Source organism: Isorropodon fossajaponicum endosymbiont JTNG4 (assembly GCF_016592615.1).
Classification (GTDB): Bacteria; Pseudomonadota; Gammaproteobacteria; order PS1; family Pseudothioglobaceae; genus Ruthia.
In genome coordinates, this window is the sequence record NZ_AP013043.1 from 800,067 (window position 1) to 815,584 (window position 15,518).

The 15,518-nt window shown below is 38.4% G+C and carries 12 protein-coding genes, 3 tRNA genes and 2 pseudogenes; 14 read left to right on the forward strand and 3 right to left on the reverse strand.

The genetic code is table 11. The features are described from left to right. The first annotated feature begins 39 nt into the window (after positions 1–39). The 5 genes and pseudogenes from dnaQ (at position 40) to CVFO_RS04775 (ending at position 2,577) form a co-directional block, all read left to right on the forward strand. Positions 40–711: a DNA polymerase III subunit epsilon gene (dnaQ, locus tag CVFO_RS04755; RefSeq protein WP_201338929.1), complete on the forward strand. Its 672-nt coding sequence runs from the start codon at positions 40–42 to the stop codon at positions 709–711. A 20-nt stretch (positions 712–731) separates the two neighbouring features. Then, positions 732–2,198 (forward strand): annotated as a pseudogene (gene ubiD / locus CVFO_RS04760) (4-hydroxy-3-polyprenylbenzoate decarboxylase). A gap of 64 nt (positions 2,199–2,262) precedes the next feature. Next, positions 2,263–2,339 (forward strand) — tRNA-Pro (locus CVFO_RS04765). Positions 2,340–2,390: 51 nt separating this feature from the next. After that, positions 2,391–2,467, forward strand: a tRNA-Arg gene (locus CVFO_RS04770). A 34-nt stretch (positions 2,468–2,501) separates the two neighbouring features. Continuing rightward, positions 2,502–2,577: transfer RNA gene (locus CVFO_RS04775), tRNA-His, on the forward strand. A 28-nt stretch (positions 2,578–2,605) separates the two neighbouring features. On the opposite strand, the gene CVFO_RS04780 is transcribed toward CVFO_RS04775, so the two are convergent. Together CVFO_RS04780 and CVFO_RS09130 are read right to left on the reverse strand one after the other, a co-directional pair. Further along, positions 2,606–3,442, reverse strand: coding sequence for an Hsp33 family molecular chaperone HslO (locus CVFO_RS04780; protein WP_201338930.1), 837 nt, complete (start codon positions 3,440–3,442; stop codon positions 2,606–2,608). 79 nt (positions 3,443–3,521) lie between these two features. Continuing rightward, positions 3,522–3,656, reverse strand: a complete 135-nt coding sequence (locus tag CVFO_RS09130; RefSeq protein ID WP_281064388.1) for a hypothetical protein — start codon at positions 3,654–3,656, stop codon at positions 3,522–3,524. A 148-nt stretch (positions 3,657–3,804) separates the two neighbouring features. Between CVFO_RS09130 and CVFO_RS04785 the strand changes: the two genes are divergently transcribed. From CVFO_RS04785 to purL, 8 genes are all read left to right on the forward strand, one after another. Next, positions 3,805–4,413, forward strand: a complete 609-nt coding sequence (locus CVFO_RS04785; protein WP_201338931.1) for a LemA family protein — start codon at positions 3,805–3,807, stop codon at positions 4,411–4,413. A gap of 151 nt (positions 4,414–4,564) precedes the next feature. Further along, positions 4,565–5,581 (forward strand): M48 family metalloprotease, encoded by a 1,017-nt coding sequence (locus tag CVFO_RS04790; RefSeq protein ID WP_201338932.1) that lies wholly within the window; start codon positions 4,565–4,567, stop codon positions 5,579–5,581. Next, entirely contained in the window at positions 5,581–6,357 is a 777-nt protein-coding gene (map, locus tag CVFO_RS04795; protein WP_201338933.1) for a type I methionyl aminopeptidase, read from the forward strand. Before CVFO_RS04790 ends, map begins: the two co-directional genes overlap by 1 nt. Before the next feature lie 56 nt (positions 6,358–6,413). Next, the gene (locus tag CVFO_RS04800) at positions 6,414–7,025 is read left to right on the forward strand and encodes a DUF502 domain-containing protein (RefSeq protein WP_201338934.1); all 612 of its coding nucleotides are present in this window, start codon (positions 6,414–6,416) and stop codon (positions 7,023–7,025) included. Continuing rightward, on the forward strand, positions 7,022–8,773 hold the full coding sequence (aspS, locus tag CVFO_RS04805; RefSeq protein WP_201338935.1) for an aspartate--tRNA ligase: 1,752 nt from the start codon (positions 7,022–7,024) through the stop codon (positions 8,771–8,773). The genes CVFO_RS04800 and aspS overlap by 4 nt, the downstream gene beginning before the upstream one ends. 6 nt (positions 8,774–8,779) lie before the next feature. Further along, positions 8,780–9,730, forward strand: coding sequence for a quinolinate synthase NadA (gene nadA / locus CVFO_RS04810; protein ID WP_201338936.1), 951 nt, complete (start codon positions 8,780–8,782; stop codon positions 9,728–9,730). A gap of 37 nt (positions 9,731–9,767) precedes the next feature. Next, positions 9,768–10,508, forward strand: a complete 741-nt coding sequence (locus CVFO_RS04815; RefSeq protein WP_201338937.1) for a YebC/PmpR family DNA-binding transcriptional regulator — start codon at positions 9,768–9,770, stop codon at positions 10,506–10,508. Continuing rightward, positions 10,505–14,338: a phosphoribosylformylglycinamidine synthase gene (gene purL, locus CVFO_RS04820; protein ID WP_201338938.1), complete on the forward strand. Its 3,834-nt coding sequence runs from the start codon at positions 10,505–10,507 to the stop codon at positions 14,336–14,338. Before CVFO_RS04815 ends, purL begins: the two co-directional genes overlap by 4 nt. Positions 14,339–14,346: 8 nt before the next feature. On the opposite strand, the gene CVFO_RS04825 is transcribed toward purL, so the two are convergent. Then, the gene (locus CVFO_RS04825; protein WP_201338939.1) at positions 14,347–14,490 is read right to left on the reverse strand and encodes a hypothetical protein; all 144 of its coding nucleotides are present in this window, start codon (positions 14,488–14,490) and stop codon (positions 14,347–14,349) included. A 313-nt stretch (positions 14,491–14,803) separates the two neighbouring features. On the opposite strand from CVFO_RS04825, the pseudogene CVFO_RS04830 reads away from it, so the two are divergent. Continuing rightward, positions 14,804–15,450 (forward strand): annotated as a pseudogene (locus CVFO_RS04830) (M48 family metallopeptidase). Positions 15,451–15,518 lie beyond the last annotated feature (68 nt).

The following is a 15,518-nucleotide window of genomic DNA, read 5'->3' on the forward strand; positions in this document are numbered from 1 at the left end:
AAATAATTTTACACGAAAAATAAGTTCAAGGAATATTCGATGGAAAGACTAATTGTACTGGACACTGAAACTACAGGCATTGAGCCTTCCGAAGGTCATCGCATCATTGAAATTGGTTGTACAGAAATTGTAGATAGACAAATCACTGAGAATAATGAATATCATGAATATATACAACCCAGTCGCAATGTTGGCGATTCGGTGCGAATTCATGGTATTACTGACAAGTTCTTAACAAAAAAGCCTAAATTTGAAGCCATTGTTAAAACGTTTCTAACCTATATTGAAGGTGCAACACTCATCATTCACAACGCCCCATTTGACCTTGGGTTTTTAAACCATGAACTTAAACTTATGGGTATTGATGAGCGTATTGAGGATAAATGCAATATTATCGATTCATTAGAACTATCTAAACAACAACGACCTGACACATTGCACAATCTTGACGCCTTATGCCGACGATTTGAAATTGACTCAAGTGCAAGAACTGTACATGGCGCACTACTAGATGCGAAAATTCTAGCACAAGTTTATCTAGCAATGACTGGCGGGCAATCGACTTTATTTGGCAATGAACAAGTGGCCAACGAGCAAGCCAATAATACTAATAACATTATTCGAGTAGAACGCGCTATTGGCAAAATCAAAGTTGTTTATGCAAATAAACAAGAACTAACAGCACACGCTAGTTACTTTGAAAAAATTTAATTAATTTAAGGCAAATACCAATGCAATATCAAGATTTACGTGAGTTTATCACTGGGTTAGAAAAACAAGGCGAGCTCAAACGCATTCAAACACAAGTTGATGCCCATTTAGAAATTACTGAAATTTGTCGCCGAACACTGGATAAACAGGCCCTGCACTTTTGTTTGAAAATGTTAAAAATTCAAACATGCCAGTACTGGCATGTTTATTTGGTACAACAAAACGTGTTGTTGCTGCCATGGGACAAAAAGACTTAATCGCATTAAGAGAATTGGGAAGACTCTTGGCTGAATTGAAACAACCTGAACCGCCTAAAGGGTTTAAAGATACCATTGAAAAACTACCAGTACTAAAAAAAGTACTCAATATGCCCGTTAAATTGGTTAAAAAAGGTCAGTGCCAAGCTGTCGTTATTGAAGGCGATGAGGTTGATTTATCTAAATTACCCATTCAAACTTGTTGGCCTAAAGACGCTGCACCACTACTTACTTGGGGGCTAACCATCACCAAAGGACCCTATAAAAAACGGCAAAATTTAGGCATTTATCGCCAACAAGTTCTTGGAAAAAATAAACTCATTATGCGTTGGCTGTCGCATCGTGGCGGTGCGCTTGATTTTAAAGACTGGTGTGAAAAAAACCCTAACAAACCTTTTCCAATTGCTGTAGCACTTGGGGCTGATCCTGCTACAACATTGGCAGCAGTTAACCCGATTCCTGATACATTAAGTGAATATGGCCTTGCTGGATTGTTGCGAAGCAAAAAAACCAAAGTCTGTACGTGTCTAGGTAATGATTTACAAGTCCCTGAAAATGCTGAGATTATCTTAGAAGGTGTCATCCATCCAAATGAGATGGCAAACGAAGGCCCTTTTGGCGACCACACTGGTTGTTATAACGAAGTAGAAAAATTTCCTGTTTTTACAGTGCAAAGAATAACCACCAGAATTAACCCGATTTATCACTCCACCTATACAGGCAAACCCATTGATGAACCTGCTGTATTAGGTGTGGCACTTAATGAGGTGTTTGTGCCACTTTTACAACAGCAATTTCCAGAAATTATAGACTTTTATTTACCACCTGAAGCTTGCTCATATAGAATGGCGATTGTCAGCATCAAAAAGCAATATCCAGGGCATGCCAAGCGTGTAATGATGGGAGTTTGGTCGTTCTTACGTCAGTTTATGTATATACCAAATTTGTGATTGTGGTTGATGATGATATTGACGTTAAAAATTGGCAAGAAGTGATTTGGGCATTAAGCACACGCGTTGACCCGAGTCGTGACACTACTTTGGTTGATAATACGCCCATTGATTATCTTGATTTTGCCTCACCAGTTTCTGGTCTTGGTTCAAAAATAGGCATTGATGCGACTAATAAACTTACTGGTGAAACCAATCGAGAATGGGAGAGCCCATTGAAATGGACAAAGGCGTCATACAAAAAATTGATGCCATTTGGCATGAGTTAGGGATTGACTAATTACTAACCATCGGTAATTTAACCATTTACATTTCAATTTAACAAAGTATAATTATTGTTTTTTCGGAGTGTAGCGCAGTTTGGTAGCGTATCTGGTTTGGGACCAGGTGGTCGGGGGTTCAAATCCCTCCACTCCGACCAAAAAAATACCTTGCATTTAGAGTGCTTTAATAACAACCATTTTTGGTATATGCGCCCATAGCTCAGCTGGATAGAGCAACGGCCTTCTAAGCCGTAGGTCACACGTTCGAATCGTGTTGGGCGTACCACTTCAAGGCAAAAAGCCTGAGGTAATAGTTTATGGCGGGAATAGCTCAGTTGGTAGAGCCCCGGATTGTGATTCCGGTTGTCGCGGGTTCAAACCCCGTTTCTCGCCCCATCTTGCTTTTACAATATTTTTTATATGTTTAATTAGAAAATATCTTATCTAAATCACTCTCATCAAAAAATAAGTGGGCATTGCATATTTCATTATGAATGGCAATTTCACCATGTTCTTTAAGCAAATCTCTAGCGTCTTTTTCACCTAAATTGAAGATAATTTTTTCAAATTTTTCTCTATCTTGCTGGCATTCGTATTCAATTGTGTCTTTTTCAAACAATGTCACCACTTCTTCATGAAACAGCTTATGCAATAGAGATTGCGCAGGTAGTTCACATAATTCTGCATGGGTAATGGTGTTTGCTAATAACAATATTCTATCCCAGTCTTGTTGACTATTTTGCTTGCTATCTGGCATTTTTTGAACCAACATGGCTGATAAATTATCTTGATTTGATAAAATCCAAATCTTGGATGCCAATTGATCTGACTGAGAAAAATAATCCTCAAATGTTTGTATCAATCCTTTTGAATTAATAGACACTAATGACTGAAAATTACGCTTAGTTTGTGCATTATATAAGGTGGCAACGATTTTTCCTTTGCCTAAAATTCGACCAAAGTTATCATGCTCATCAATAACGCCACTCACTTTAACCATACCGCGTATCTTCAAATCATCGCTCACCTCAACCAGCAGCAAACTAATTGCACCACCCCCTTGAAGTTGCATGGTAATTTTGCCTTTGTGCTTCATACCATTTGCCAATATGATTGCCAGTGCACTCAATTCACCAAATAGTTGCTGAACCACTTTAGAATAACCACGACTCTCAATCATCTGCTGCCAAGGCCTACTGATTGATAAATGCTGACCGCAGATGTCTAACTCTTTGAATAAAAATTTTCTAATACTGTTCATAAAAGATATTTTAGTTAAAATAAAAATTATGCACAACACGATTGAGAGAAAAAAATTTATTAAAAATGACAATCAATTGTTACTTGATGCTTTGGTAATTACCTATCTTGCCAAAATAAGCCTTAAAATCAACACTGGATAAGAAAACATTTCGGTGGCTATAGCCTACCCAATCATTGGTGGCAGGCTTTATAACAAAACTAAGAAAGTGCATGCAACTCCAAACAATTTCACTTGAATTTATTTACCTATTAAATATAAAACGTTCAAAATTGAATTAAAAGGAAATGAAAGACTTGAATTTAAAAGCAATAGCCTTATATAATTAACATCGATATTGATTAACTTTTAGGAGATTTGAGATGGAATTTTTAACACAAAACTGGCTGCTAATTACAATTGTGGTTGTTTTACTTATTTGGATTGTCAGCATTTATAACAACTTGGTTTCTTACAAAACTCAGTATCAAAATGGCTTTGAGCAAATTTCAGTACAACTTAAGCGACGCTTAGACTTGATTGGCAATTTGGTTGATATTGCTAAAAAATACATGGAACATGAAAGAGAGACGTTAACTGCTGTTACTGAAGCTAGAGCAGGACTGACACAAGCCAACAAAGTGGCACAAAAAAATCCAGGCGAGGCAAGTGCCATGGCAAATTTAGCCAGTTCTCAGATAGCATTGGACAGTGCAATGGGTGGTTTTAACTTAAAAATGGAAGCCTATCCTGATTTAAAAGCAAGCGAAAACATGATGCAACTAAGTGAGGAAATGACCACCACAGAAAATCGCATTGCCAGTGCTCGACAGGGGTATAACGACTTAGTTCAAAAGTTTAATGAGTACAAAAAATCATTTCCAAATGTATTGTTTGCTGGTCTGTTTGGCTTTGGTGTGGATGCACAAAATTTAGAATTTGGCGAGAGCATGGAACAATTAAACCAAGCGCCTAAAGACTTATTTGCTTAAAGGGTGTATCAAGGAAACCCTAACACAATTTATACCAATGGCAGACTTCGTACTGAAATACATAAAACAGTGCTTTTTTTCATCCCTCAAAGGGGTACTAAAAGAGTACATTCCCTAAATTACATTGGGATTTCTGGGGGTATCGTTAACAATGGATTTTAGGGAGCATCAAGACAAGGCCAAAAAGAACACGCTAATTATTTGGTTTTTATATCTTATTTTATTACTAATTTCGTCTACACTAATTGGCTACACTTTGTTTGTTGGATTCAATTTAACACAGTTTTATCAGCCTGAATATCAACAATACAGCTTTGGTGAAAAGTTCATTGCTGCTAATCAAATCGTCTTTCAAAATCAAGAGCAGTTGTTTGGTTTTTTAGGATTTTCACTGGTGGCATTATTGGCAATGCTGAGTGCCACTGCATTTGGTTTTTTTCAAAAATCAAATGGACATAAAGTCGCACTTGCCTTTGGTGGTAAACTAATTAATGATGAAGACGAGTTGTCAATTGAGAAAAAACAAGCACTTAATATAGTCGCTGAACAAGCTTTGGCGGCTAACATTCCTGCGCCTGCCTTATACATCATTCCAGATAATGCTATTAACGCCTTTGCTGCAGGGAAAACTACTCAAGAGGCGATTGTTGCCATTACTCAAGGTTCAATGGTAAGTTTTAATCGCACTCAATTATCTGGTGTTATTGCTCATGAAATTGGACATATTGTCAACCATGACATCAAACTTAATATCCAAATCAGCGCCTTTGTGTTTGGTTTTACTGCACTATTTTTCCTCGCCAGGATGATATTTTACCAAGCCGCTTATAATCGCCGTATGGATGGTCGAGCAAAATTAGTATTATTCGCAATCGCTGCTATCATTGCATTAATTGGGGTCATGACGGTTTGGTTTGGGCGTATTTTACAAGCAGCAATGTCGCGCCAGCGCGAATACTTGGCTGATGCTTCTGCTGTTCAATTTACTCGTTATCCTAATGGCTTGGTTGAGGCATTTGAGATTATGCAAAATGGTGGTAAAACCAAACTTGAGAATCCTAATGCCAAAGAGTATGCCCATGCCATGTTGTTTGGTATGGGTGGTGAGTTATTTGCCACACATCCGCCACTAGATAAGCGCATTAAAAAAATTCAAAATAGACTCTAATGTCAATAGCCATTAAATCAAAAGATGATATTGAAAAAATGCGTGTGGCTGGGCACTTAGCAGCTGATGTCATTGATATGATATCACCTCATGTTAAGGCTGGCATTAGTACTGATGAGTTAGACAAAATTTGCCATGATTATATTGTTAATCAGCAAGGTGCGATTGCTGCACCACTTAATTATCACGGCTTTCCAAAATCTATTTGCACCAGTGTTAACCATGTGGTTTGCCACGGCATTCCTGGAGACAGGAGGCTTAAAAAAGGGGACATAGTTAACATTGATATCACCATTATTAAAGATGGTTTTCATGGCGATACTTCAAAAATGTTCATCATTGGTAAATCTAGTGTCAAAGCACAACGCATTTGTAGAATTGCACAAGAATGTTTATATATCGGCATTAAACAAGTAAAGCCTGGTGTTCATTTGGGTGAAATTGGCAAGGCAATTGGCACTCATGCAATTAAAAATAATTGTGCTGTGGTGCGTGATTATTGTGGACATGGCATTGGGACTGAGTTTCACGCCGAACCTCAAGTGGTTCATTATGATGATGGAAAATCAGACATTAGCCCAATTCTTGAAGCAGGCATAACTTTTACAATTGAGCCTATGATTAATCTAGGTGGATTTGAAGTTGTCACTTCTAAAGTCGATAACTGGACAGTAACTACAAAAGACCGCGCGCTTTCTGCACAATGGGAGCACACTATTTTAGTCACGAAAAATGGATGCGAAATCTTAACACTCAGAGATGAAGAGTCGGTATAAAAATAGTGCGATGCTTATGCTAAAATAGCCTTTTTTATCGCTATTATTTTGAACCGTTGAAACGCTTACGAAATTATTTTATCTCTGGTCTATTATTCTGGATACCTTTAGGGTTGAGTATTGTTGTTGTTAAATTCTTTTTAGAATTAGTCAATAACATTGTTCCCACCCAATACCTACCAGAAGCTTTATTTGATTTAGACAAGACCATTCCTGGGTCTGGCATTGTTTGGGTTATTTTAATCATGCTGATAACGGGCGCTTTGGTTAGTAACTTTATTGGTCGTAAACTTATCCAACTTTGGGAAAAACTACTCAATAAAATTCCAGGCTTTAGAGGTATTTATAGCGCACTTAAACAACTTTCAGATACCGTGCTTAGCCCTTCTGATGAGAGTTTCAAAAAAGCATTATTGGTTGAATATCCGCGCAAAGGTATGTGGACCATTGCCTTTCAAACAGGCAACTATGGTGGTGAGGTAGCACAAAAAATTGGGCAAGAAATTATTAATATTTATGTACCCACCACACCTAACCCTACTTCTGGCTTTTTCATTATGCTCGCAAAAGAGGATGTGATTGAGCTTGACATGAATGTTGATGAAGCATTCAAACTAATTATTTCTACTGGCGTGGTAACGCCAACACAAACAAAGGACAAACTATGAGAACACATTATTGTGGCGAACTAAACAAAGACAATATAGACCAAACAGTAGAAATTTGTGGCTGGGTTAATCGCAGGCGTGATCATGGGGGTGTTATCTTTTTAGACATGCGTGACAAACGCGGTATTGCTCAAGTGGTTATTAATCCTGACAATACAGATTTCTCTTTAGCTAAAACTATTCGTAACGAATTTGTATTAAAAATTACAGGGATAGTGATTGCCAGAGGTGAAGGTTTAACAAATCCAAAACTAAGCACTGGTGAAATTGAAATTAAAACACAAAATATTGAAATTCTTAACACCTCCAAACCCACGCCATTCCAAATTGATGCAACTGATACCTCAGAAGAAGTCCGGCTTAAATATAGATATTTAGACTTACGTAGTGATGCCATGCAAAATCGCTTGCGTTTACGTTCTCGCGTTACTCGTTACATGCGTGAATTTATGGATGAGCATGATTTTTTAGATATCGAAACCCCATTTTTAACCAAGGCTACCCCAGAAGGGGCTCGTGATTATTTAGTACCTTCGCGCACACATCCAGGTGAGTTCTTTGCCTTGCCACAATCGCCACAATTATTCAAACAACTTTTAATGATGTCAGGATTTGAGCGTTATTATCAAATTGTTAAGTGCTTTAGAGATGAAGACTTACGTGCTGATCGCCAACCTGAATTCACTCAACTTGATGTTGAAACTTCATTTATGAGTGAAAATGAAATCATGGCAATGATGGAAAAAATGACTAGAGGCTTGTTTAAATCAGTCATTAACGTTGATTTAGGTGATAATTTTCCCACCATTACCTACGTAGATGCCATGGAAAAATACGGGCTAGACCGCCCAGATATGCGTATTTCAATGCAAATAGTCAGCATGGACAAGCTAATGCAAGATGTTGATTTTAAAGTATTTTCAGGTCCTGCTAACGATGATAACTCTCGTGTTGCTGCTTTAAAAGTACCAGGTGGTGCTAGTATTAGTCGTAAAAATATTGATAAATACACAAAATACGTGAGCATTTATGGCGCAAAAGGTTTGGCTTATATCAAACTTAATGAGGACGGCCCAACCTCCCCTATTTTAAAATTCTTAGGCGCTGAAGTAACCGCTAAAGTTATCGAAATGACCGATGCAAAAACAGGGGATATCATTTTCTTTGGCGCTGATAAAAGCAAAATTGTTAATGAAGCTTTGGGTAATTTACGCGAACAACTTGCTAAAGATTTAGACTTATTTGACAAACAATGGGTAGCCGTGTGGGTGGTTGATTTTCCAATGTTTGAAGCGAGTGACGACGGCTCATTAAATGCAATTCATCACCCATTTACCGCACCCAGTGTTGATGCTAAAATCCTAGAACAAACTGCCACAACCGCCCTATCCAAAGCCTATGATTTAGTCATTAATGGATCTGAAGTAGGTGGTGGTTCTATTCGCATTCATCAAGTTGACATGCAAAAAACCGTCCTAAAACTACTAGGCATCTCCGACCAAGAGGCACAAGATAAATTTGGCTTTTTACTGAATGCACTAGAATATGGCTGTCCACCTCATGGTGGCATGGCGTTTGGTCTTGACCGCTTGGTAATGATTATGACAGGTGCGGATTCTATTCGTGATGTGATTGCCTTTCCTAAAACTCAAACTGCCGCTTGCCTTTTAACCAATGCACCTACCAGCGTGCCAAGAAAGTTATTGCGTGAATTAAGCGTTAAGGTTAGCCTGCCAGAAAAAGACTAATCATTCGTGTTGTCAACTCAAGAACAAATTAAGGCTGAATTAAAAGCTCATAATGCCGTTTTAGTTGCGCACTATTATGTAGATGCTAAATTGCAAACTTTGGCAGAAGCAACGGGTGGTATCGTGTCTGACTCATTAGAAATGGCACGCTTTGGTCAAAACTGTGATGCAGATACTATTATTGTTGCAGGGGTTAAATTTATGGGGGAAACTGCCAAAATTCTCTCACCTGAAAAAAGAGTATTAGTCCTAGACACTCATGCAACTTGCTCGCTTGATGAAGATTGCCCAATTGATCAATTCTCAGCATTTTGTGACCAGCACCCTGATAGAGTTGTGGTAGTTTATGCAAACACCTCAGCACAAGTTAAAGCACGTGCTGATTGGGTTGTTACCTCAGGTAGTGCACTTAATGTCGTCAAACACCTTAAAGACAATGGCAAAAAAATCTTATGGGCACCTGATAAGCACCTAGGGCACTACGTGCAAACCCAAACAAATGCTGATATGCTCTTGTGGCAAGGTGCTTGTGTGGTGCATGAACGTTTTAAAGCAGATGCACTAAAAGTCTTAAAAGTATTACACCCTGAGGCTGCTGTTTTAGTTCATCCAGAATCGCCACAAGAAGTGGTTGCTTTGGCAGATGTAGTCGGTTCAACCACTGCACTGATTAATGCAGTCAAAAATAGAAAAGAACAAACTTTTATCATTGCAACTGATAATGGCATTTTTCATAAAATGCATGAAATTGCACCCAATAAAAAATTAATAGAAGCCCCCACTATGGGTGAAGGTGCAGATTGTGAGTCGTGTGCACATTGTGAGTGGATGGCAATGAACACACTGGAAAATTGTTTGAGTACCTTAAAAACAGGTAATAACGAAATATTTATTAATACCGACATTCGCAAAAAAGCAAAAAATGCGACTCAAAAATTACTTGACTTTACCACATAAAAGGTAAAATTTATACCCACACTAACGGAGCATCATTATGGCAGGACATAGCAAATGGCAAAATATTCAACACCGCAAAGGTGCACAAGATGCCAAGCGTGGCAAAATATTCACCAAGCTGATTAAAGAAATCGTCATCGCTGCCAAAATAGGTGGTGGTGTAATTGAAAACAACCCCTCTCTTAGAATGGTAATTGACAAAGCCCTGGCAGCAAACATGAAGCGCGACACCATTGAAAATGCCGTCAAACGTGGCAGTGGTGATCTTGATGGAGATAATTATGAAGAAATCCGTTATGAAGGCTATGGCTTAGGCGGTACTGCTATTATGGTTGATTGTTTGAGTGATAATCGTAATCGCACAGTATCTGATGTACGCCACGCTTTTTCAAAACACGGCGGTAATTTAGGTACAGATGGCTCAGTATCTTATCTGTTCACCAAACAAGGCTTTATTAGCTTTGAGGCGGGTGATGAGGATCAAATCATGGAGGTCGCACTTGATGCGGGTGCGCAAGACATTATCATCAACAATGATGGCTCTATTGATGTAATCACCACGCCTGAGGATTTTTTCATAGTTAAAGATGCACTCACAAGCGCAGAACTTAAGCCAAGCCACGCTGAAGTAACAATGGAACCTGCCAATCGTGTTGAACTTAATTTGGGTGATGCAGAAAAATTCATGCAACTCATTGACCGCTTAGAAGATTTGGATGACACCCAAGAGGTCTATCACAATGCTGATATTTCTGATGAGGTAATGGCGCAATTATGATTCATATTCACCGAGGCATTAGTGCCCTTGAAGCCTTTAAAACTAAGGATTTAAAATTAAAAATATCTAAAATACAACCAGCCCTTAAGCTTTTGGGCGCTGAATTCATTCACTTTGTAGATTTACACAATACACTTGATAATAAACAAGTTGACCATTTAAATAAATTACTATCTTATACAAATAACCTAGTTGTCAATAATGCAAAATCAATCATTATTGTTATACCAAGGCTAGGAACAATATCCCCTTGGTCTTCGAAAGCTACTGATATTGTATATTTGTGTGGTATTGATAAAATTAAACGTATTGAGCGTAGCATTGTTTATCATTTTAACGGTGAAATTACTAACAAACCTCAGGTGCTATCTTGCATCATGGACAAAATGACTGAGTCAGAACTTGGCTCAATTGATGATGCGCATTTAATTTTTGACAACTTTGAGCCTCAACCACTAACAAATGTTGATATTTTAGCTGAGGGAAAATCTGCGCTAGAACGCACTAATGCAGAATTGGGTTTGGCATTATCGAGTGTGGAAATTGACTATTTAGTGGCTAGTTTTACCGAGTTAAAGCGTAATCCTACAGATATTGAATTGATGATGTTTGCACAAGCAAACTCAGAACATTGCCGACATAAAATCTTTAATGCCGATTGGACGATTGATGGTGAACACCAAGCAAAAAGCTTATTTTCTATGATTCGTAATACTTATCATCAGCATCCAGAAGGGTTGTTAAGTGTTTATTCAGACAATTGTGCAGTGATGGAAGGTTATCAGGGTGAGCGTTTTTATGCAGACACCAAGGGTAAATACACCACTTCAAAAGAGCACCGAGCGATTTTAATGAAAGTTGAAACCCACAACCACCCTACTGCCATTGCACCTCACCCGGGGGCAGCGACAGGCTCTGGTGGGGAAATTCGTGATGAGGGTGCAACGGGTCAAGGCTCTAAGCCTAAAGTAGGTTTGTGTGGATTTAGTGTTTCTAATTTAAACATTAACAATGCCCAGCAACCTTGGGAGGTTGATTATGGCAAGCCTAATCAAATTAAATCGGCACTTGATATTATGCTTGAAGGGCCAATTGGAGCAGCTAGTTTTAATAATGAATTTGGTCGTCCAAACACCTTGGGCTACTTTAGAACGTTTGAGCAAAAAATGCCAAATGGCGACGTACGCGGCTATCACAAACCGATTATGTTGGCAGGTGGTTTGGGACACATTCAAGAACAACATATTAAAAAAGGGGATATTCCAGTAGGTAGTAAGATTATCGTTTTAGGTGGCCCGGCAATGTTAATCGGCTTGGGTGGTGGTGCGGCATCAAGCATTAAAAGTGGTGAGCAAAGCGAAGATTTAGATTTTGCTTCAGTGCAACGTGCCAATCCTGAAATGCAAAGGCGTGCTCAAGAGGTGATTGATAGTTGTACCAACATGGGTAAAGATAACCCGATTGTTTCTATTCACGATATTGGTGCAGGTGGTTTATCTAATGGCCTGCCTGAATTAGTGAATGATTCTGACAGAGGCGGAAAATTCCAATTACGTGCTATTCCCAATGATGATTTTAAAATGTCACCACTTGAAATTTGGTGTAATGAATCACAAGAACGTTACGTGTTGGCGGTTGAAGAAAAAAATCTTAAAACATTTACAGATATTTGTACTCGTGAGCGAGCGCCTTTTGCGGTGCTAGGCGAGTCAACCAAGGAGCAAGTACTTATCTTAAATGATAAGTTATTTGACAACAATCCCATTAATATGCCTATGAGTATACTGCTTGGCAATCCACCAAAAACCAGTATTTATGCACGCTCAACAAGTAATCATCTTAATGCGCTGGATACTAGTCACATCACTATTGATGACGCTATTTCTAGACTATTACAACTCCCAACCATTGCTAGTAAAAATTTCTTAATTACTATTGGCGATAGAAGCGTCACTGGCTTGGTCGCGCGCGACCAATTTGTAGGACCGTGGCAAGTGCCTGTTGCTGATTGCGCTATATCATTAGCAGATTACACAGGCTATCAAGGCGAAATTATGTCTTTAGGTGAAAAAACACCTTTGGCATTGTGTAATGCTGAATCTGCAGCCAGAATGACAATTGGTGAAGCATTGACCAATATGCTAGGTGGCTTTGTAGAAGATATTCACCACATTAGTTTAAGCGCCAACTGGATGAGTGCTAGTGGACATGCAAATGAAGATGCAAAATTATTCTCAGCCGTTAAAGCTGTGGGCATGGATTTATGTCCAGAATTAGGCTTGACAGTGCCTGTGGGTAAAGACTCAATGAGTATGAAAACTTCATGGCAGGAGCAAGGCGAGAATAAATCAGTCACCGCCCCGCTTTCGCTCATCATTACTGCTTTTTCTAAAACCGCTGATGTTCGCTTGCAACTTACACCACTACTTGAAACTGACCAAGATAGCGAGTTATTGTTGATTGATCTTGGCTTTGGAAAAAATAGAATGGGTGGCTCTTGTTTGGCACAAGTTTATAACCAAGTCGGTAAAGATGCGCCCAATCTTGATGATGCCTCTGTGTTTAAAAACTTCTTTACAGTCATCAATCAGCTTAATAAAGATGGCTTAATCAGTGCTTATCATGACAGAAGTGATGGCGGTGTTATCACCACTTTAATAGAAATGGCATTTACCTCACATTGTGGCTTAAACATTATTTCTAATGGTGACATTGAAGATTTATTTAATGAGGAATTAGGTTGTGTTATTCAAGTTAAAGCACAAAACAAACAGGCTGTTACTGATACCTTAAACCACACTGGATTGTCAAGTTGCACACACAAAATTGCCTCGATTAATCACACTGATACAATTGAAATCATTGCAAATAATGAAATTATTTACACTAAATCAAGGGCTGAATTACAATCCTTATGGTCAACCACCTCATTTGAAATCGCTAAGTTAAGAGACAACCCCGATTGTGCTAAGCAAGAATTTAATAACGTAGCTCATAACACTTCAGGCATCAAAATTAACCCTAGTTTTGATATTAATGAATCAGTTTCAACGCCTTACATTCTAAGCTCAGCAAGGCCAAAAATTGCCATTCTAAGAGAACAAGGCATTAACGGGCAGATAGAAATGGGTGCTGCATTCACCAAAGCTACATTTGATGCCATTGACGTACATATGAGTGATATTTTGTCTGGCAAAGTCTCTCTGGCTGATTTTAAAGGCTTGGTAGCTTGTGGTGGTTTTTCCTATGGTGATGTGCTTGGTGCGGGGCGTGGCTGGGCCAGTTCTATCTTGTATAACGAATGCACTAAGGATGAATTTGAAGCTTTTTTTACCAGAAAAGACAGTTTTGCATTAGGCGTTTGTAATGGCTGTCAAATGATGTCCAACTTAACAGATATTATCCCTGGCTCATCACACTGGCCAAGTTTTCATCGTAACACTTCAGAACAGTTTGAAGCACGTTTTTCCTCAGTTCAGATTAGACAATCAAACTCAATTTTCTTAAAAGACATGGCAGGTTCAATCATGCCAATTGCCATTGCTCATGGCGAAGGTCGTGCAAGCTTTACACCTCAAATGGATAAAAACCATTCAATCATGCAGTATGTTGACCATGACGGCAAACCAACACAAAACTATCCACACAATCCAAATGGCTCGGATTTTGCCACAGCGGGCGTTACCAGTGAATCTGGACAAGTCACCATCATGATGCCACATCCAGAAAGGGTATTCAGAGCAGTACAAAACTCATACCATTCAAAAAACTGGCATGAGCGCAGCCCGTGGATGAGAATGTTTGAAAATGCTAGAGCTTGGGTTGATTAATACGAACTCTAACAATTATTTAAAAAGTTGTAATTAGTCGGTGTTTGGACTGTATCATTGTCTTTAATTGCTTTAAGCACTTTTTCAAGAATGCCATTTAATTCAAACAAACCAGCAACTGGCATTACAAGACGTTGGGACACTTTGCGCATCTCTTTTTGCTCTTGCCCTTCATTATACCCCCCAATCAATCATGCCAAGTGCTTGATAAAAATCAATCTTAGCCGCGCCAGAACGCAAACTAATACTCATTGCGCCATCAACATATATCTCATGTTCTGGTTTCATTGGTTCAGAATTTTTTTTGTATATTAGTATTATCTGCCTTTTTATTATTTGTTGCCATGAGTTACTCCACTATCTTTTAGTTAAAAAAATTTATGCGTTCCATTTTAAAGTCAAATCAAGCCTCATTACCCATTCATATACAAATTAAAATAACGCTTTTAATAAATGGCTCAACTCATGAAGTATCAACTCATTCGCTCTAAGCGAAAAACGCTAAGCTTACAAATTTCTGACAATGCAGAGCTATTAATACGTGCACCAAACAGGCTAAGTGTCAAAAAAATTGAAAGCTTTATCCATGAAAAGCAACACTGGATTAAAAAAAACAAGCGCTGATTAAAAACACCAAACGAAAAATGCATTATCATGAGGATGAGGATTTTTTGTATTTAGGCAACACTTACCCACTTAAACTCATACACATGCAAAAACCACAAATACATTTTGATGGTGCGTACTTTCATTTAAGTGGTGATGGTGAAACACATTTTCACTCGTGGTATAAAAACGCATTCAGAAACATTGCTCTACCTAGACTTGATTACTATGCCGACTTACACCAACTTAATTACAACAAGGTGCATCTTAAAGCGCAAAAAACCCGATGGGGGTCTTGTAGTCATGTTAACAATATTAACTTAAATTATCTACTCATCATGGCACCAATGAGTGTGATTGATTATGTCATTGTGCATGAACTTGCCCATATCAAACACAAGCACCATCAAAGTGAGTTTTGGCAGTTGGTTGAATCTATTTTGCCTAACTATCATCAAGCCAAACATTGGCTTAAAGAACAAGGTTATCAATTAAGAAGATTGTAAGAATAAACTTAATTTTGTTTTTTTAACCAAACGACTTAATCTTTTCCTCGCAAAGCTACTTAGTGCAA

Coding starts and splice junctions, on each gene's coding strand:
- aspS (WP_201338935.1), top strand. CDS start 7,022: ATGAGAACACATTATTGTGGCGAACTAAACAAAGACAATATAGACCAA.
- purL (WP_201338938.1), top strand. CDS start 10,505: ATGATTCATATTCACCGAGGCATTAGTGCCCTTGAAGCCTTTAAAACT.
- CVFO_RS09130 (WP_281064388.1), bottom strand. CDS start 3,656: ATGCACTTTCTTAGTTTTGTTATAAAGCCTGCCACCAATGATTGGGTA.
- dnaQ (WP_201338929.1), top strand. CDS start 40: ATGGAAAGACTAATTGTACTGGACACTGAAACTACAGGCATTGAGCCT.
- map (WP_201338933.1), top strand. CDS start 5,581: ATGTCAATAGCCATTAAATCAAAAGATGATATTGAAAAAATGCGTGTG.
- CVFO_RS04780 (WP_201338930.1), bottom strand. CDS start 3,442: ATGAACAGTATTAGAAAATTTTTATTCAAAGAGTTAGACATCTGCGGT.
- CVFO_RS04785 (WP_201338931.1), top strand. CDS start 3,805: ATGGAATTTTTAACACAAAACTGGCTGCTAATTACAATTGTGGTTGTT.
- CVFO_RS04815 (WP_201338937.1), top strand. CDS start 9,768: ATGGCAGGACATAGCAAATGGCAAAATATTCAACACCGCAAAGGTGCA.
- CVFO_RS04825 (WP_201338939.1), bottom strand. CDS start 14,490: ATGCGCAAAGTGTCCCAACGTCTTGTAATGCCAGTTGCTGGTTTGTTT.
- CVFO_RS04790 (WP_201338932.1), top strand. CDS start 4,565: ATGGATTTTAGGGAGCATCAAGACAAGGCCAAAAAGAACACGCTAATT.